Raw genomic sequence first — 17,262 nt, forward strand, 5'->3', positions numbered from 1 at the left:
GGGGGCGGCCCGTCCGTCCCCCTCGCCCCGCCCCGTCCGATCCGGAGGAAACCCATGCCCGTTGCCGTTCGCCGCCGCGTCCTCGTCGTCGGCATCGACGGAGTCCGCCTCGACACGCTGAGCCGGCTCGACACCCCCCACCTGGACGCACTCGCGGCGGCCGGGTTCCTCGCACCGGTCGTGGTCGAGCCTGGTACCCCGACGATGTCGGGGCCGTGCTGGGCGACGATCGTGACCGGGGTGACGGTGGACAAGCACGCCGTCTGGAGCAACGACTTCAGCGGCAACCGCCTCGCCGTCTTCCCCGACTTCACGACCCGGCTGCGCGACGCGGGCCGGCGCACCTTCGTGGCCGCCGCCTGGGAACCGCTGGTGACGGTGGCGAACGGCGGTCCCCTCTTCCGCGGCCCCGGCCGGGTGAGCCACATCGCCCCGGCCGCCGACGACTGCGAGGGCTGGGAGGAGGCCGACGAGCTGATCACCGCCGACGCCGTGCGGGTGCTCGCCGCGTACGACCCCGAGGCGTCCTTCGTCTATCTGGGCGCGGTCGACGAGACGGCCCACATCCTCGGCTGCGGAGAGGAGTACGAGCGGGCGATCGTCCGTGCCGACGAGCGGCTCGGACGTCTGCTCGCCGCGGTCCGTGGCCGGGCCACCTACGCCGAGGAGGCCTGGACCGTCGTCGTCGTCACGGATCACGGCCACCGCGACGAGGGTGGTCACGGCGGCCGTTCCGAGCTGGAGCGCACCGCCTGGATCGCGTGCGCCGGCCCGGACGTCCCGGTCGGCGCTCGGGTGGGCGTCCTGCGCCACCAGGACGTCGCCGCCCAGGTGTTCGCGTCGCTCGACGTTCCCGCGGACTCGCACTGGACCCTGGACGGACGTCCGTTCGCCGCCCGGCCGCAGGCCGTCCTGCTGGACATGGACGGCACCCTCGTCGACACCGAGGCCCTGTGGTGGCGTACCGCGCGGGAGGTGGCGGAGGGGATCGGGCACCGGCTGACCGACGCGGACACCTCCGAGGTGGTGGGTCGCTGCGTGGCGGACACGGCGGTCCATCTGTGGCGGGTCTCGGGCACCGAGCGCCCGCTCGATGCCCTGGTCGCCGAGTTGGACGCCCGTTTCCTCGCGGCGGTCGAGGAGGAGACCACCGTGCTCCCCGGCGCCGGGGAACTCCTCGGCACACTGCGGGACCTGGGCATCCCGACGGCGCTCGTCACCGCCTCGCCCCGGCCCGTCGTGGAGTCGGTGCTCAAGCTGCTCGGCGCCGAGTCGTTCCAGGTGACGGTGACCGCGGACGACACGGACCGGACGAAGCCGCATCCCGAGCCGTATCTGGCCGCGGCCCGGGCGCTGGGCGTCGATCCGGCGGGCTGTCTGGCGGTGGAGGACAGTCCGGCGGGCATCGCCGCGGCGGAGGCGGCGGGTTGTCGGGTCGCCGCCGTCCCCTCCCTCGTGCCGGTCGACGCGGGCCCCGGCCGACGGGTCCTGACCGGCCTCCAGGAGCTGGTGGAGCTCCTGGAGGCCGGCCGGGCGGACCTCGGGCCGCTGTGACGGGCAGGGCGCGGTCGGGTCCGGCCGTGGGGAGGTCCCTCCCGGTCAGCCGAGCCTGACGGTGATGCGCTGTGTGGCGCCGAAGGTGCCGCTGAGGACGCCGAACGTGAGGGTCAGCGAGGCGCCGGTGGCCGTGGCGGTGACCGTGGACGGCTTGGAGACCACGGAGGCCACGGCCCGGTTCCAGGTGAGGGTGAGACCGGTCTGCATGCGCATCGGGTCGCTGACGCAGATGACCGCGGTGCCGTCGCTCTTCTCGGAGATCATGACGGAGCAGGGCGCGCTCGCCGTGAGGGCCCCGGCCGTGCCGCCGAACCAGAAGTTGACGCCGGTGAAGCCGAGCGAGGGCACGCGCACGCCCTGCTGGTCGTCGGTGTTGGCGAGGATCCGCAGCCAGCCGGTGTCGGCGGCGCGCGCCGCCGTCCGCGTGGTGCTCGCACCGGGCATCAGGATGTACGCGTAGGTCGCGTCCGCCGGGTCGGTGCCGTGGTCGGCCCACAGGGTGAGGTACCGGCGGGTGATCGGGGTGGTGGCCATGGACCGGTTGATGTCGCTCCACCGGCCGGTGCGCTGCTCGCGCAGCGCCTTGACCGTCGCGCCGCCGGGGAAGACGTATCCGCCCATGCCGCCGATGTGCGCCCAGCCGGCCCCGGTCAGCGTCTGCGACCAGGGGTGGGCGACGGGCTTCACCGTGCCGTCGACGGTGAGGGCGTGGGCGCCGTCGGGTCCGAGGTTGCGGTTCTCGATGACGGACTCGACCGCGGCGCCGTCGGTGCAGGTGATGCCCGCGCCCAGGCAGACGAGGGAGTCGTCCAGGCAGAACCAGGACTTCTTCGCCATCAACGTGCTCTGCAGGCCCCTGAGGTACTGGCCGACGGCGGCCCGGGCGCCGTCGGTGGCGCCTCCCACCCAGTTGACGTCCGGCTTGGCCGCGCCCCAGTCGCCGCCCGCGCCGTCCGCGAGCACGATGCGCGACGTGGTGGTGCCGGGCAGCCGGTAGGGGTCGACGGTGGGCCAGAAGGCGTCGCTGTACTGCCCGTTGGCGTAGGTGTCGCCCCACCAGTAGAGCATTCCCGACCCGGTGTGCCAGCCGCGCAGGTTCTCGCCGTTGCCGGTCTCGTAGTGCGTGACGCGCTTGTTGGCCATGCTGATCGACGCGGCCCAGCCGGGACGGCGGTGGGTGGCCCGCGCCATGGACGGGAAGAGGCGGTGCCCGGTGGGTTCGGCGATCGCCGAGACGGAGGAGTCGTCCGCCACGGACTTCAGCCGCGCGAGGCCGACCAGGCTGAGGACCGGGTCGTTCAACGGATCGCTGTAGTAGTCGCGCTGGATCCAGCCCTTGACCAGGCCCCGCCAGCGCGCGTTCTCGGCGGCGCTCGCGCCCTGCCCGAGCAGTACGACGGAGGCGAGGATGCTGTGGCCGCGCAGGTGGTCGTCGGCCTGGACCCGCTGGGGGTCGGTGGCGGAGACGCCACGGCTCATGCCGCGCCCGGAGACGCCGTCCATGACGAGCCCGTTGTAGAGGAACGGGGCCCAGGCGTTCTCGACCGCGTCGAGGACGATCTGCCGCTTCGGGTCGGTGACCGCCCAGCTCGACCCGGCGAGCAGCGCGAAGAGCATGCCGAGGCCGCCGAGCATGACCGCGCCGTACGTGCCGGCGTAGGGGACGGAGGTGTGCTGGATGAAGGACCCGTCGGCGTGGAGCCCGTCGCCGGAGGTGACGTACGGGAAGACGGGCGAGAGCGCGTTGCGGGCCAGGGTGATCTTGGCGGAGCTGCCGCCGACGACTCCGCGCAGCGCGAGGACACGGCAGAGGTCGACGCGGTTGGCCCCGGTGCTGGTGCCGGTGTAGCTCGCGACGGCCGCATCGGGAACGAAGTGGTCGACGGCACGGCAGTAGTTCGCGATCTGCGTGGCCGTCAGCTGGTCGTACATGAGCACGCAGGTGTCGAGGAGCGCCTGTGGCGCGCCGATCTGCCAGTTGTACCAGTTGCCGTAGCGGGGCTGGCCCTCGTGGTAGATCCGGGCGTACATGTGGTCGAGGCCGGTGACGATGTCGGAGGCGAGCCCCGCGTCGCCGGTCAGGCCGGTGCCCGGCTGGCGGTAGGCCTGGGCCATGGTGAGCAGCCGGGAGTAGTTCTCGTTCATCTTCGCCGAGTAGCCGTACGACTCCTGGTCGGTGTCGGGCTCCGGGTCGGTCCACACCGCGTCGGGCCACAGGGACCCGGTGGCCGGAACCATGCTCGCGCGGAGCTCGGCGGCGCGGGCGCCGAGCTCGGCCAGCTTCGTCCGGAACGGCTCGGCGGTGGGGCTGAAGCCCTCACCGAGCACCAGGGTGCGCCACTTGGCGCGCAGGGCGCTGAACTCGTCGGCGGCCAGGGCCTGTCCGGTGAGCGGCGGACTCCCGGCGAAGCCGACGGCGAGCGCCGTACCGCCGGTCGCCGAGAGGAAGGTGCGGCGGGACCAGGATCGCGTCATTGCGGTCTCCTGCTGGGTGAGGGGGACACTTCTCAGTCATGGCTGGCCGGTTTTAGCACGCAGACGCTCAAACGATCCAGACTGATGACGACGTTGATCGTTTCGATCGCTTCTGGAGAGGCGGGCCTAGGGGGTGCCCCGGCATGGTCCACAAGACACCCCTAGGAAGTGGCGTCGTTCGCGAAGCGGTCGCGCAGCTCGCGCTTGAGGATCTTGCCGCTGGCGTTGCGCGGGAGGGCGTCCACGAAGAGGGTCTTCTTCGGGGCCTTGAAGTGGGCGAGCCTCTCCCGGGCGTGGGCCGTCAGCTCCGCCTCGGTGGTACCGGTCGCCTCGGGCCGCAGGACGACCACCGCCGTGATCGCCTCGATCCAGCGGTCGTCGGGGAGGCCCACGACGGCGACCTCGGCCACGGCGGGGTGCGTGTACAGGGCGTCCTCGACCTGCCGGGAGGCGACCAGCACGCCCCCGGAGTTGATGACGTCCTTCACCCGGTCCACCACGGTGTAGTAGCCCTCGGCATCACGCACCGCGAGGTCGCCGGAGCGGAACCAGCCGCCGCGGAAGGCCTCCTTCGTCTCGTCGGGCTTGTCCCAGTAGCCGTCGCACAACTGCGGCGAGCGGTAGACGATCTCGCCGGGCGTGCCGTCGGGGACCTCGATGCCGTGCTCGTCGACGACCCTCGCCTCGACGTGGCGGACGGGCCGGCCGCAGGAGTCCATGCGGCCCTCGTGTTCGTCCGGGCCGAGGACGGTGGCGAGCGGGCCGATCTCGGACTGGCCGAAGCAGTTGTAGAAGCGCAGCCCGGGCAGCCGCTCGCGCAGCCGTTCCAGGACGGGCACGGGCATGATCGAGGCTCCGTAGTACGCCTTGCGCAGACCGGAGAGGTCGCGGCCGGCGAACTCCGGGTGGTTCGACAGACCGATCCACACGGTCGGCGGGGCGAAGAGGCTGTCGGCGCGGCCCGCCTCGATCAGGTCGAACAGGACCTTCGGATCCGGCCCGTCGACGAGGGTGTTCTCCGCGCCGACGGCGAGGTACGGCAGCAGGAAGACGTGCATCTGCGCCGAGTGGTAGAGCGGCAGCGAGTGGACCGGCCGGTCGTCCGCGCGCAGGTCCAGGGCCTCGATGGCGCTGGCGTACTCGTGGACGAGCGCCCGGTGCGTCATCCGCGCGCCCTTGGGCAGCGCCGTCGTGCCGGAGGTGTAGAGCAGCTGGACGTACTCACGGGCGTCGCGGTCGGCGTCGTACGTGTCGGGCTCGGCGAGCGCGGCGAGGAAGGAGTCCTCGGTGTCCCGCAGGGCCCGTACGGGCACATCGGCGGGGACCTGTCCGGCGAGCGCGGGATCGGCGAGGACGAGCGAGCTCCCGGACTGGCGCAGGATGTAGTCGAGGTCGGCGCCGGTGAGGTGGTGGTTGACCGGGACGTGGATCAGGTCCGCGCGCGAACAGGCCAGGAAGGCGATCAGGTACGCGTCGGAGTTGTGGCCGTAGGTCGCGACGCGGGCGCGTTCCCGGAGCCCGTAGCGCCCCCGCAGCACGGCGGCCGCGGTGCTCACGGCCGCGTCCAGTTCCGCGTAGGTCCAGGACCGGTCCGCGTACCGTACGGCGATCCGCTCGGGGGTGCGCTGGGCGCTGGCGCGCAGGACGCCGTCGACGGTGCGGCTGAGGAGTCGTTCCATGACCGGATCCTCGGCGGACCGGGGTGACGGGTCAAGTACCGGTTCGGGCCCCGGCCCTCGCCCGGTGGGTCAGGGGCTGAACGACAGGAAGATGAAGGCGGCGAAGATCGACAGGTGCACGCCGCCCTGGAGCAGGGTGGCCCGCCCGGGCACGACGGTCAGGGCGCTGACGACGGCCGTGAGCACGAGCAGCACCATGTGCACCGCGCCGAGGCCGAGGACCAGCGGCCCGGAGAGCCAGATGGAGGCGAGCGCGATCGCCGGGATCGTCAGGCCGATGCTGGCGATGGCGGAGCCGTACGCCAGGTTGAGGCTGGTCTGCATGCGGTCCCTGCGCGCGGCGCGGACGGCTGCGAGGGTCTCCGGGAGCAGCACCATCAGGGCGATGATCACGCCGACGACGGCCTTGGGCAGGCCGGCGGACTCGACGCCGTCCTCGATGGTCGGCGAGATGAGCTTGGCGAGGCCTACGACGGCGACGAGCGCCAGGAGGAGGAGGCCGAGGCTGGCCCAGGTCTGCCGGTCGGTCGGCGGGTCGGCGTGCTCGTCCTCGGACCCGGCGCCCGCGCGGTCCTCCCGGGGGACCGGCAGGAAGTAGTCGCGGTGACGGACGGTCTGGACGGCGACGAACACCCCGTAGAGACAGAGGGAGGCGACGGCGGCGAACGCCAGCTGCGCCCCGGAGAACTCCGGGCCGGCATGGCTCGTCGTGAAGGACGGCAGGACGAGGGTCATGGTCGCGAGGGTGCAGACGGTGGCCAGGGCGCCGCCCGAACCTTCGGCGTTGAAGACGGCGACACGGTTGCGCAGCGCTCCGACGAGCAGCGAGAGGCCCACGATGCCGTTGCATGTGATCATGACGGCGGCGAAGACGGTGTCCCGCGCGTACGTGGAGGTCTTCTCGCCGCCGCCCGCCATGAGGGTGACGATCAGTCCGACCTCGATGACCGTGACGGCGACGGCGAGGACGAGCGACCCGAAGGGTTCGCCGACGCGATGGGCGACGACCTCCGCGTGATGCACGGCGGCGAGGACGGCGGCGATCAGACAGACGGCCGCGATGCCGACGGCGAAGCCCGCCAGACCCCGTCCCCAAGTCAGTCCGAGGTCGACGGCCGCCACGACCGGTCCCCATGTCGTCCACTGTCGCGCCAGGCCTGCCGTGCTCGAACTCATGATCAGCATCCTGCCACAAAGCGGCATTCGCCCGAGTTGCGCGGTCGGCCGTCAGGGTGCCCGGGGCGGCCGGCGCGGGCATCCCCGAGGGGCCTCAGAGCGCGCGCTCGTGCCCTTCCCAGTACGGCTCCCTGAGCCTGCGCTTGTAGAGCTTGCCGTTCGGGTCGCGGGGCATCGCGGCGATGAAGTCGACCGACTTGGGGCGCTTGAAGCCGGCGAGGCGCTCCGCGCAGTGCGCGAGGATGGCGGCGGCGAGCGCCTCCCCCGCCTCGTGACCCTCGGCCGGTTCGACGACGGCCTTGACCTCCTCGCCCCAGTCGGCGTGCGGGATGCCGAAGGCGGCGGCGTCGGCGACCGCCGGGTGGGTCAGGAGGGCCGACTCGATCTCGGCGGGGTAGACGTTCACCCCGCCCGAGATGATCATGTCGATCTTGCGGTCGCGGAGGAAGAGGTAGCCGTCCTCGTCGAGGACGCCCAGGTCGCCGACCGTGAAGAAGTCGCCGATCCGGTTCTTCGCCGTCTTCTCCTTGTCCTTGTGGTACGCGAATCCGCCCGTGGACATCTTCATGTAGACCGTGCCGAGTTCACCGGGCGGGAGCCGGTTGCCGTCGTCGTCGAAGACCGCCAGCTCGCTGATGGGCCAGGCCTTGCCGACGGTGCCCGGTTTCTTCAGCCACTCCTCGGCGGTGGCGAAAGCGCCGCCGCCCTCGCTCGCCGCGTAGTACTCCTCCACGCAGCCGCCCCACCAGTCGATCATCGCCCGCTTGACGTGGTCGGGGCAGGGCGCGGCGCCGTGGATGGCGTGCCGCATCGAGGAGACGTCGTACCGGCTCCGTACGTCCTCGGGGAGCGCGAGGAGCCGGTGGAACTGGGTGGGGACCATGTGGGTGTGGGTGCAGGCGTGCGCGTCGATGAGCCGCAGCATCTCCTCGGGGGTCCATTTGTCCATCAGGACGAGCGGATGGCCGATGTGCAGGGCCGCGCTCGCGAACTGGAGCACGGCGGTGTGGTAGAGCGGCGAGCAGACGAGGTGGACGTTGTCGTCGAAGGGCCGGATCCCGAAGATGCCGAGGAAGCCGCCGAGGTAGGTCTCCTCCGGGAGCTTGCCGGGCAGCGGGCGGCGGATGCCGCGCGGTCGGCCGGTGGTGCCGGAGGTGTAGTTCATGACCCAGCCGAGGGTGCGGTCCTCGGGTGCGGACTCCGGGAAGCCGTTGAGGAGTTCGGCGTACGGGCGGAAGCCGGGGATCTCGCCGACGGCGTGCCGGTGGGTGGCCGGCAGTCCGGCCTCGTCGGCGGCGGCCGTCGCGGCGGCGGCGAACCGCTCGTGGGCGAGGAGCACCTTGGCGCCGGAGTCGGCGACGATCCAGGCGATCTCGGGGCCGACCAGGTGGTGGTTGACGGGGACGAGATAGAACCCGGCCTGGGTGGCGGCGAGATGGGCGACGAGGAACTCGACGCCGTTGGGCAGGACGACGGCGAAGGCGTCGCCGCGTTCCAGGCCCGCCGCGCGCAGCCCGTGCACGAGCCGGTTGGCGTGTGCGTGCAGCCGTCCGGCGGTCCACTCCTCGCCGTCGGGGGCGATCAGCACCGTTCGGGAGGGGTCGGCGGCGGCCTGGGACCAGAAGCCGTTGGGATCACCCATCATGCGCTCCTTCCGGCGATGCGGTTGATGCGGTCCACGGCCCGTTCGAAGCCGCGGGTGAGCTCGTCGAAGACCTGCTGGACGCTGCGTTCGGCGTTCATCCGGCCGACGATCTGTCCGACCGGCGTGCCGAGCAGCGGCCCGACCTCGTACTTCTGGATACGGGAGACGGCCTCGGCGACCAGCAGCCCCTGGAGGGGCATGGGGAGCGTGCCGGGGCCGGCCGGGTCGTCCCAGGCGTCGGTCCACTCGGTGCGCAGCTGGCGGGCGGGCTTGCCGGTGAGGGCGCGGGAGCGGACGGTGTCGCCGGATCCCGCGGCGAGGAGCTTGGCGGTGAGCGCGCGGGAGTGGAGCTCGGCCTCGGTGGTGGTGAGCCAGAGGGAGCCGAGCCAGACGCCCTGGGCGCCGAGGGCGAGTCCGGCGGCGATCTGTTCGCCGCTGCCGATGCCGCCGGCGGCGAGCACGGGCAGCGGGGAGACGGCGTCGACCACCTCGGGGGTGAGGACCATGGAGGCGATCTCGCCGGTGTGGCCGCCGGCCTCGTAGCCCTGGGCGACGACGATGTCGATGCCGGCCTCGGCGTGGTGGCGGGCGTGCCGGGCGCTGCCGGCCAACGCCGCGACCAGCACGTCGTGGTCGTGGGCGCGCCGGACCACGTCGGGGGGCGGGGAGCCGAGGGCGTTGGCGAGGAGCTTGATGGGATAGTCGAAGGCGACGTCGAGCTGGTCGCGTGCGACCTGCTCCATCCAGCCGGTGATGCGCCAGCCGGAGGCCTCGCCCTCGGCGAGTTCGGGGACGCCGTGCTTGGCGAGGGTCGTCCGGACGAACTCGCGGTGCCCCTCCTGGATCATCGCCTCGACGTCGGCCTCGCTCACGCCCTCGACCTTCTTCGCGGGCATGACGACGTCGAGGCCGTAGGGCAGGCCGTCGGTGTGGTCCTGCATCCAGTCGAGGTCGCGCGCGAGGTCGTCGGGGGCCGTGTAGCGCACGGCGCCGAGGACGCCGAGCCCACCGGCTCTGGTGAGGGCGGCGGCCACCGCGGGGAAGGGCGTGAAGCCGAAGATGGCGTGCTCGATTCCCAGTTTCTGGCTCAGCTCCGTCTTCATGGGCGGCAGGATGCCGCAGCGGATCGGCCGAGGGAAGAGATTTTCTGATGCAGTGTCAGATTCTTTGTGGCGCCGCCCGCTTCCTTGACCCGCACCCACCCCGGTAAGAAAGTTTCAGACGTTGCGCGTGTGACCGAAGGATTCTTTCAGTGGCGTGGGAGAGGGTAGGGATGGCGGAGGAATCGGCAGGCAGCGCGGGTGCGGGTACGGGTGATGTGGCGGGTGCGGGTGCCGGTGCGGGCGATGTGGCGGGTGCGGTCGCTGGTGCGGGCGATGTGGATGTGGTCGCTGCGGGCCGGCGCATGGATCGCCGGGCCTTCGGCGGTCGGCTGCTCGCCCTGGGAGGTGCGGTGATGGTCGGCTCGTTCCCGGGGGCCGCCGCGGCCTCCACGCCCCGGGGCGGAGGCCGCACCACGCTGCGGCGGGGGTCCGCCGAGCGGGCCGGGCTGCTGCCCGACCAGCTGGACCTGCTGGTCGCCGACGCCGAGGCCTTCCTCGGGCCCTCTCCCCGGCACCCTTGGTACGCGGGCGCCGTGCTGCTCGCCGGGCGGGGCGGGACGGTCGCGCTGCACCGGCCGATCGGGCATGCCGTGCGGTACGCGGCGTACGACGAGACGACGGACACCGGCGTCGAGCTGCCGGCGGACCAGCGGATCCCGATGGCCGAGGACACGGTCTTCGACCTGGCCTCGGTCTCCAAGCTCTTCACCTCGATCCTGGCCGTGCAGCAGATCGAGCGCGGGGCGCTGGAGCTCGAAGCGAGGGTCACGGCGTATCTGCCGGAGTTCGGGGGCGGCGGGAAGCAGGACATCACCGTCCGTCAGCTGCTCACCCACACCTCGGGTTTCCGCGCCTGGATCCCGCTCTACAAGGAGCCGACGCGGGAGGGGAAGCTGCGCCTGCTGTGGCAGGAGGTACCGGCCAACGCGCCCGGCACCCGCTATCTGTACTCCGACCTGAACCTGATCACGCTCCAGCTGATCCTGGAGGAGATCACCGGTCGCACTCTGGACGCCCTGCTCCGGAACGAGATCACCGCTCCCCTCGGGATGCACCGCACACGTTTCAATCCCCCGCTCTCCTGGCGGCCGAAGATCGCGGCCACCGAGGACGCCCGGCAGCCCTGGTCGGGGCTCGACCGGGGCATGGTGTGGGGCGAGGTCCACGACGAGAACGCGTACGGCCTGGGCGGGGTCGCCGGGCACGCGGGCGTGTTCTCCTGCGCCTGGGACCTCGCCGTCCTCGCCCGTACGCTCCTCAACGGCGGTGCGTACGGCCGCGCGCGGATCCTGGCCCCCGAGTCCGTGGAGCTGATGTTCACGGACTTCAACACCGCCTTCCCCGGCGACGAGCACGGCCTCGGCTTCGAGCTCTACCAGCACTGGTACATGGGCGCGATGGCGACCCCGCGCTCGGCGGGGCACACCGGGTTCACCGGGACGAGCCTGGTCCTCGACCCGACCACCGACGCGTTCCTCGTCGTCCTCGGCAACTCGGTCCACCCGGTCCGTTCGTGGCGCTCCGGCTCGGCGCCGCGCGTCGCCGCCGCCGACCGCCTGGCGCGCGCGGTACCGGTCCGCCCGGTACGCGGCCGGACCTCGTGGTTCTCCGGCATGGCGAGCGCGACGCACTCGACGCTGACCCTGCCGCCGGTGCCGGGCGCGGCCCGGCTGGAGTGCGCGCTGTGGTGGGACACCGAGCCGTCCGTGGACGCCGCCCGTCTGGAGGCCTCCACGGACGGGGGCGCGAGCTGGGCGCCGGTGCCGTTCACCACCGTACGCACGGGGCAGGAGCCGCAGCCGCGCCCGGCGGGCTCGGTGAGCGGCTGGTCGGGGCGGGTCTGGCACCGGGCGACGGCGGATCTTCCGCCGGGCGCGGGCGCCGCGGCAGGTGTCGGCGCCGAGACCGGAACCGTGGTCCTGCGGTGGCGGTACACGACGGACCAGCGGTACGTCGGGCGTGGGGTGTACGTGGATTCCGTACGGGTCCTCGACGCCTCGGGGCGCCTCCTGTTCGACGACGCGCGACCGGCGGACGCGTCCCGGGTCGAGGCCGTGGGCTGGACGGCGTCGGCGGACTGAGCCGTGGGCTGGACGCCGTCGGCGGACTGAACCGAAGCCGAGCCCGGTCAGGCGCCCGTGCCCGCCGCCTCCCGCAGGGCGGCGAGGACCGGGCTGATGAGAGGGTGGTGCTCGGCTCCCCGGCGGACCGCCGCGAAGACGCGGCGGGTGGGGGCCACGCCGTCCACCGGTCTGATCGCCACCTCGTCCAGGGCGGTGCCGCGCAGCGCGGACCGTGGGACGAGCGCGACCCCCGCGCCCGCCGAGGCGAGGGCGACGACCGCGCGGAAGTCGTCGGAGGAGTGCTCCAGACGAGGCTCAAAACCGGCGTACTCGCAGGCCAGGACGGTCACGTCATGGCACGGGTTGCCGGCGGACTGGCCGATCCAGGCGTCCTTGGCGAGATCGGCCAGGGCCACCTGATCGCCCTCCGCCAGGGGGTGGCCGAGCGGCAGGACGGCGTCGAAGGGCTCCGCGTACAGCGGCACCCGGGTCAGCCGGGCGTCGTCCTCCCCGGGCGCGCCCCGGTACTCGACGGCGACGGCCGCGTCGACCTGTCGGTCCAGGACCATCAGCAGGCTCTCGTCGCCCTCCGCGTCCCGCACACGGACCCGGATGCCCGGTGCGGTGCGGGCCAGGCCGCTGATGGCGGGGGCGACGACGAGGCCGATGCCGGTGGCGAAGGCCGCGACGGTGACCGTCCCGGCCTCGCCCGATCCGTACGCGGCGAGCTCGGACTCGGCGCGCTCCAACTGGGCGAGGACCGCGTTGGCATGGCTGAGCAGGATCTCGCCGGCCGGGGTGAGCCGGGCCCCACGCGCGTTGCGCTCGACGAGCCGGTGGCCGGTCTCCTGTTCCAGGGCGGCGAGCTGCTGCGAGACGGCGGAAGGGGTGAGATACAGCGCGGCGGCAGCCGCCGTGACCGTGCGGTGGTCGGCCACCGCTCGGAGGATGTGCAGCCGCCGCGCTTCGATCATGCCCCTAGTCTCGCAGGGCGGCGCGCGCGTCGACGAACGCGTCCACAGCCCGGTTCACATCATCCGACGAATGCGCCGCCGAGAGCTGGACGCGGATGCGTGCCTGGCCCTGCGGGACGACCGGGTACGAGAAGCCGATCACGTACACGCCGCGCTCCAGGAGCAGCTCCGCCATGCGGCCCGCCTCCGAGGCGTCGCCGATCATCACGGGGGCGATGGCGTGGTCGCCGGGGAGGATGTCGAAGCCCTCGGCGGTCATCCGGGTGCGGAACAGCTCGGTGTTGGCCCGCAGCCGCTCGCGCAGGTCACCGGCCGACTCCAGCAGGTCGAGGACCTTGAGCGAGGCGGCGGCGATGACCGGGGCGAGGGTGTTGGAGAAGAGGTACGGGCGGGAACGCTGGCGCAGCAGGGCGACGATCTCGGCGCGGGCGGCGACGTAGCCGCCGGAGGCGCCGCCGAGGGCCTTGCCGAGGGTGCCGGTGATGACGTCGACACGGTCCATGACGCCGTGCAACTCGGGCGTGCCGCGGCCGCCGGGGCCGACGAAGCCCACGGCGTGGGAGTCGTCGACCATGACCATGGCGTCGTAGCGCTCGGCCAGGTCGCAGATCTCGCCGAGCGGGGCGACGTAGCCGTCCATGGAGAAGACGCCGTCGGTGACGATCAGCTTGCGCCGGGCGCCGCCCTCGGTGGCCTCCTTGAGCTGCTGCTCCAGGTCGGCCATGTCGCGGTTGGCGTAGCGGAAGCGGCGGGCCTTGGAGAGGCGGATGCCGTCGATGATCGAGGCGTGGTTGAGGGCGTCGGAGATGACCGCGTCCTCGGCGCCGAGCAGGGTCTCGAAGACGCCGCCGTTGGCGTCGAAGCACGAGGAGTAGAGGATCGTGTCCTCCTGGCCGAGGAAGGAGGACAGCCGGGCCTCCAGCTCCTTGTGCACCTCCTGCGTACCGCAGATGAAGCGCACGGACGCCATGCCGTAGCCCCAGCGGTCCAGCGCCTCGTGGGCGGCGGTGACGACCTCGGGGTGGTCGGCGAGCCCGAGGTAGTTGTTGGCGCAGAAGTTCAGCACCTCTCCGGGCTGCCCGCCGGCGGTGACGGCGACCGTCGCGGACTGGGGGGTGCCGATGACGCGCTCGGGCTTGTGCAGCCCGGCGGCGCGGATCTCGTCGAGGGTGGTGCGGATGTCGTCGCGTACGGAGTCGAACATGGTGGGTTCCTGGGTTCCTTAGAGAAGATCGGACGCGAGGAGAACGGGCGCGGAGGGGACGGGCGCGGAGGGGACGGCCGGTCAGCGGGGGGACGGCCGGTCAGCGGGGGGACGGCCGGTCAGACAGTCCAGTCGAGGATGATCTTGCCGCCCTTACCGGACGCGGCGTCGTCGAAGGCGGCCTCGAAGTCGGTGTACGCGTACCGGCCGGTGATCACCGGGGCGAGGTCCAGTCCGCCCTCCAGGAGGACGGACATCGCGTACCAGGTCTCGAACATCTCGCGGCCGTAGATGCCCTTGATGGTGATCATGGACGTGACGATCTTCGCCCAGTCGACGGCGAAGTCCTCGGCGGGCAGGCCCAGCATGGCGATCTTGCCGCCGTTGGTCATGTTCGCGACCATGTCGCGCATCGCGCGCGGGTTGCCGGACATCTCCAGGCCGACGTCGAAGCCCTCCTTGAGGCCCAGCGTGCGCTGGCCGTCGGCGATCGTCTGCTCGCCGACGTTCAGCGCGAGCGAGACGCCCGCCTTGCGGGCGAGGTCGAGGCGCTCCTCGCTGACGTCGGTGATCACGACGTGGCGGGCACCGGCGTGCTTGGCGACCGCGGCGGCCATGATGCCGATCGGGCCCGCCCCGGTGACGAGGACGTCCTCGCCGACGAGCGGGAAGGAGAGCGCGGTGTGCACGGCGTTGCCGAACGGGTCGAAGATCGCGGCGACGTCGAGGTCGACCGGGACGCGGTGCACCCAGACGTTGGCCGCGGGCAGGGCGACGTACTCGGCGAACGCGCCGTCCCGGCCGACGCCCAGGCCGACGGTGGCGCGGCAGAGGTGGCGGCGGCCGGCCAGGCAGTTGCGGCACTTGCCACAGACGAGGTGGCCCTCGCCGCTGACCAGGTCGCCGACCGCGATGTCCGCGACGTCACGGCCGGTCTCGACGACCTCGCCGACGAACTCGTGGCCGAGGGTCAGCGGGGTGGCGATGGTCTTCTGGGCCCAGCCGTCCCACGAGCGGATGTGGAGATCCGTTCCGCAGATACCGGTCCGCTTGACCTTGATGAGGACGTCCCCGGGGCCGATCTCCGGCTCCGGCACGTCCATGAGCCAGAGTCCCGGCTCCGCGTTCTGCTTGACCAGCGCCTTCAATGCCATGGCTCCCGACGTGCGTGTCCTGTGACCTTCGGGGTCCGGGCGCGATTCCGCGCCCAAGATCCCTGAAGGAAATCTTCCGTACGTCAGCCTCGCGGTCCATCGAGGTTTTCTTAAGCACCGCCACAGGTGAGCTTCACGCCCTGATCGGAGAGGGCGCGTCCGTCACCGTCAGATGGCCCCCGACCCCTGTCACCGCCTGACCGCGTCCGTCAGCGACCCGCGCGGGTCCGTCAGCGGTCTGAGCGGGTCCGTCAGCGACCCGCGCGGGTCCGTCAGCGGTCTGAGCGGGTCCGCCAGCGACCTGAACCGCGTCCGTCAGCGACCTGAGCGCCCTCGGCACCCTGGGTGCCCTCAGCGTCCGAGCGCCGCCATCGCCGCGTTGTGACCCGGGATGCCGCTGACCCCGCCGCCCCGCACGGCCCCCGCGCCGCAGAGCAGGACGTTGCCGTGGTCGGTCTCGACGCCCCAGCGGCCCGCGCCTTCCTCCCCGTAGGGGAAGGAGAGGTCGCGGTGGAAGATGTGGCCGCCGGGCAGCCTCAGGTCGCGTTCCAGGTCGAGCGGGGTCTTCGCCTCGATGCAGGGCCTGCCCTCGGCGTCGAGGGCGAGGCAGTCGGCGAGCGGCTCGTCGAGGACGGCGTCGAGTTCGGCGAGGGTCGCCTTGAGGAGGGCGGCGCGGGCGCCGTCGTTGTCGGCCTCGAACAGCCGGGCGGGGGTGTGCAACCCGAAGAGGGTGAGCGTCTGGTAGCCCTGGCCCGCGAGCTCCGGGCCGAGGATGCTCGGGTCGGTCAGCGAGTGGCAGTAGATCTCGGAGGGCGGCGCGGCGGGCAGCCGGCCGGCGGCGGCCTCGGCGTACGCGGTGGCCAACTGGCCGTACCCCTCGGCGATGTGGAAGGTCCCGGCGAACGCCTCGCGCGGGTCGACGGAACGGTCGCGGAGCCGGGGGAGCCGGGTGAGCAGCATGTTCACCTTGAGCTGGGCGCCTTCGGCGGGCGTCGGGGGCGTCTCGCCGAGGAGTTCGGCGAGGGCCTGGGGCGAGGCGTTGACGAGGACGTGCCCGGCCTCGACGGTGTCCTCCCCGTCCGCCGTGCGGTAGGCGACCTCGGCACGGGCGCCGTCGGCCTCGATCCGGACGGCCTCGTGCCCGGTCCGGATCTCGGCGCCCGCCGCGCGGGCGGCGTCGGCGAGGGCGTCGGTGAGGGCGCCCATGCCGCCGACGGGGACGTCCCAGTCGCCGGTTCCGCCGCCGACGACGTGGTAGAGGAAGCAGCGGTTCTGGAGCAGCGAGGGGTCGTGGGCGTCGGCGAAGGTGCCGATCAGGGCGTCCGTGAGGACGACGCCCCGGACAAGGTCGTCGGCGAAGGTCTCCTCGACGGCGGCGCCGATCGGCTGCTCGAAGAGCATCCGCCAGGAGGCCTCGTCGCCGACGCGGGACCGGAGTTCGGCGCGGGTGGGGAGCGGCTCGGTGAGCGTGGGGAAGACCCGTTCGGCGACCTGTGCCGTACGGCCGTAGAAGGCCTGCCACGCCTCGTACTCGCGGTCGGAGCCGGTGAGCGCCGCGAAGGAGGCGCGGGCCCGGTCCGCTCCCCCGCCGACGAGCAGTCCGCTGTCGCCCTTCGGGGTGTACGAGGAGATGGACCGTTTCCGCACGGCGAAGCGCAGCCCCAGCTCGCGGACGATCTTCCCCGGCAGGAGCGAGACGAGGTAGGAGTAGCGGGAGAGCCGGGCGTCGACCCCGGCGAAGGGCCGCGTGGACACGGCGGCGCCGCCGGTCGTTCCGAGGCGTTCCAGGACGAGGACGGTCCGTCCGGCCCGGGCCAGGTAGGCGGCGGCGACGAGTCCGTTGTGGCCACCGCCGACGATGACGGCGTCGTACGAGCGCTGTGCGGTCATGTCTCTTGCTAGCACGCGAAGATCGCTCACGGAAGCCTCTGGGGCGGGTCGGGGCTGGGGGCGGGCGAGGGCGGCGGCGGGACCGGCGGCGTGGCGGCGCCTCAACGGGGTCGGCGGGGCGGCGGCCCCCTACGGGGTCGGCGGGGCGGCGTCCGTATCGGCGAGGCAACGGCGGGGACGGCGAGCGGGCTCGGCGCGGGCGGCGCGGATCTCGCGGAGGCAGGGGTGCCCAGCGGGGCGCGCGGGGCTACGTCCGGGGGCGTGCCGGGCTACGGCCGGGGGCGTGCCGGGCTACGGCCGGGGGCGTGCCGGGCTACGTCCGGGGGCGTGCCGGGCTACGGC

Annotated in this window: 11 protein-coding genes; 2 read left to right on the top strand and 9 right to left on the bottom strand. The window is 72.7% G+C overall.

What is annotated here, in order from left to right:
- The first annotated feature begins 54 nt into the window (after positions 1 to 54).
- Positions 55 to 1,554 carry an HAD-IA family hydrolase gene (locus ACIPPS_RS13025; protein WP_401430347.1) on the top strand — a complete coding sequence of 500 codons (1,500 nt, stop codon included), beginning with the start codon at positions 55 to 57 and terminating at the stop codon, positions 1,552 to 1,554.
- Positions 1,555 to 1,599: 45 nt separating this feature from the next.
- On the opposite strand, the gene ACIPPS_RS13030 is transcribed toward ACIPPS_RS13025, so the two are convergent.
- From ACIPPS_RS13030 to ACIPPS_RS13050, 5 genes are all read right to left on the bottom strand, one after another.
- The gene (locus ACIPPS_RS13030) at positions 1,600 to 4,032 is read right to left on the bottom strand and encodes a polysaccharide lyase 8 family protein (protein WP_401430349.1); all 2,433 of its coding nucleotides are present in this window, start codon (positions 4,030 to 4,032) and stop codon (positions 1,600 to 1,602) included.
- Positions 4,033 to 4,193: 161 nt separating this feature from the next.
- Positions 4,194 to 5,711, bottom strand: coding sequence for a fatty acyl-CoA synthetase (locus ACIPPS_RS13035; RefSeq protein ID WP_401430351.1), 1,518 nt, complete (start codon positions 5,709 to 5,711; stop codon positions 4,194 to 4,196).
- Between the two features lie 69 nt (positions 5,712 to 5,780).
- Entirely contained in the window at positions 5,781 to 6,887 is a 1,107-nt protein-coding gene (locus ACIPPS_RS13040; RefSeq protein WP_401430353.1) for a calcium:proton antiporter, read from the bottom strand.
- Positions 6,888 to 6,981: 94 nt separating this feature from the next.
- Positions 6,982 to 8,532 carry an acyl-CoA synthetase gene (locus ACIPPS_RS13045; protein WP_401430355.1) on the bottom strand — a complete coding sequence of 517 codons (1,551 nt, stop codon included), beginning with the start codon at positions 8,530 to 8,532 and terminating at the stop codon, positions 6,982 to 6,984.
- Positions 8,529 to 9,635 (bottom strand): NAD(P)H-dependent flavin oxidoreductase, encoded by a 1,107-nt coding sequence (locus ACIPPS_RS13050; RefSeq protein ID WP_401430357.1) that lies wholly within the window; start codon positions 9,633 to 9,635, stop codon positions 8,529 to 8,531. The genes ACIPPS_RS13045 and ACIPPS_RS13050 overlap by 4 nt, the downstream gene beginning before the upstream one ends.
- Positions 9,636 to 9,937: 302 nt before the next feature.
- On the opposite strand from ACIPPS_RS13050, the gene ACIPPS_RS13055 reads away from it, so the two are divergent.
- Complete coding sequence (locus tag ACIPPS_RS13055) at positions 9,938 to 11,716, top strand: serine hydrolase (RefSeq protein ID WP_401430359.1); 1,779 nt, start codon at positions 9,938 to 9,940, stop codon at positions 11,714 to 11,716.
- A 47-nt stretch (positions 11,717 to 11,763) separates the two neighbouring features.
- Here the strand turns inward: ACIPPS_RS13055 and ACIPPS_RS13060 are convergent, their stop codons facing one another.
- The 4 genes from ACIPPS_RS13060 to ACIPPS_RS13075 all read right to left on the bottom strand — a co-directional run bounded on the left by ACIPPS_RS13060 (position 11,764) and on the right by ACIPPS_RS13075 (position 16,920).
- Positions 11,764 to 12,672, bottom strand: a complete 909-nt coding sequence (locus ACIPPS_RS13060) for a LysR family transcriptional regulator (RefSeq protein ID WP_401430361.1) — start codon at positions 12,670 to 12,672, stop codon at positions 11,764 to 11,766.
- A gap of 4 nt (positions 12,673 to 12,676) precedes the next feature.
- A complete protein-coding gene (locus ACIPPS_RS13065) occupies positions 12,677 to 13,876 on the bottom strand; it encodes a glycine C-acetyltransferase (protein ID WP_401430363.1) in 1,200 nt (399 codons plus the stop codon).
- Between the two features lie 119 nt (positions 13,877 to 13,995).
- On the bottom strand, positions 13,996 to 15,024 hold the full coding sequence (gene tdh, locus ACIPPS_RS13070; protein ID WP_401431399.1) for an L-threonine 3-dehydrogenase: 1,029 nt from the start codon (positions 15,022 to 15,024) through the stop codon (positions 13,996 to 13,998).
- 357 nt (positions 15,025 to 15,381) lie between these two features.
- Positions 15,382 to 16,920: a phytoene desaturase family protein gene (locus tag ACIPPS_RS13075; protein WP_401430365.1), complete on the bottom strand. Its 1,539-nt coding sequence runs from the start codon at positions 16,918 to 16,920 to the stop codon at positions 15,382 to 15,384.
- Positions 16,921 to 17,262: the final 342 nt, after the last annotated feature.

It is taken from the genome of Streptomyces sp. NPDC090127 (genome assembly GCF_044746945.1).
Taxonomy (GTDB): Bacteria; Actinomycetota; Actinomycetes; order Streptomycetales; family Streptomycetaceae; genus Streptomyces.

Coding starts and splice junctions, on each gene's coding strand:
- ACIPPS_RS13025 (WP_401430347.1), top strand. CDS start 55: ATGCCCGTTGCCGTTCGCCGCCGCGTCCTCGTCGTCGGCATCGACGGA.
- ACIPPS_RS13030 (WP_401430349.1), bottom strand. CDS start 4,032: ATGACGCGATCCTGGTCCCGCCGCACCTTCCTCTCGGCGACCGGCGGT.
- ACIPPS_RS13035 (WP_401430351.1), bottom strand. CDS start 5,711: ATGGAACGACTCCTCAGCCGCACCGTCGACGGCGTCCTGCGCGCCAGC.
- ACIPPS_RS13040 (WP_401430353.1), bottom strand. CDS start 6,887: ATGAGTTCGAGCACGGCAGGCCTGGCGCGACAGTGGACGACATGGGGA.
- ACIPPS_RS13045 (WP_401430355.1), bottom strand. CDS start 8,532: ATGATGGGTGATCCCAACGGCTTCTGGTCCCAGGCCGCCGCCGACCCC.
- ACIPPS_RS13050 (WP_401430357.1), bottom strand. CDS start 9,635: ATGAAGACGGAGCTGAGCCAGAAACTGGGAATCGAGCACGCCATCTTC.
- ACIPPS_RS13055 (WP_401430359.1), top strand. CDS start 9,938: ATGGATCGCCGGGCCTTCGGCGGTCGGCTGCTCGCCCTGGGAGGTGCG.
- ACIPPS_RS13060 (WP_401430361.1), bottom strand. CDS start 12,672: ATGATCGAAGCGCGGCGGCTGCACATCCTCCGAGCGGTGGCCGACCAC.
- ACIPPS_RS13065 (WP_401430363.1), bottom strand. CDS start 13,876: ATGTTCGACTCCGTACGCGACGACATCCGCACCACCCTCGACGAGATC.
- ACIPPS_RS13075 (WP_401430365.1), bottom strand. CDS start 16,920: ATGACCGCACAGCGCTCGTACGACGCCGTCATCGTCGGCGGTGGCCAC.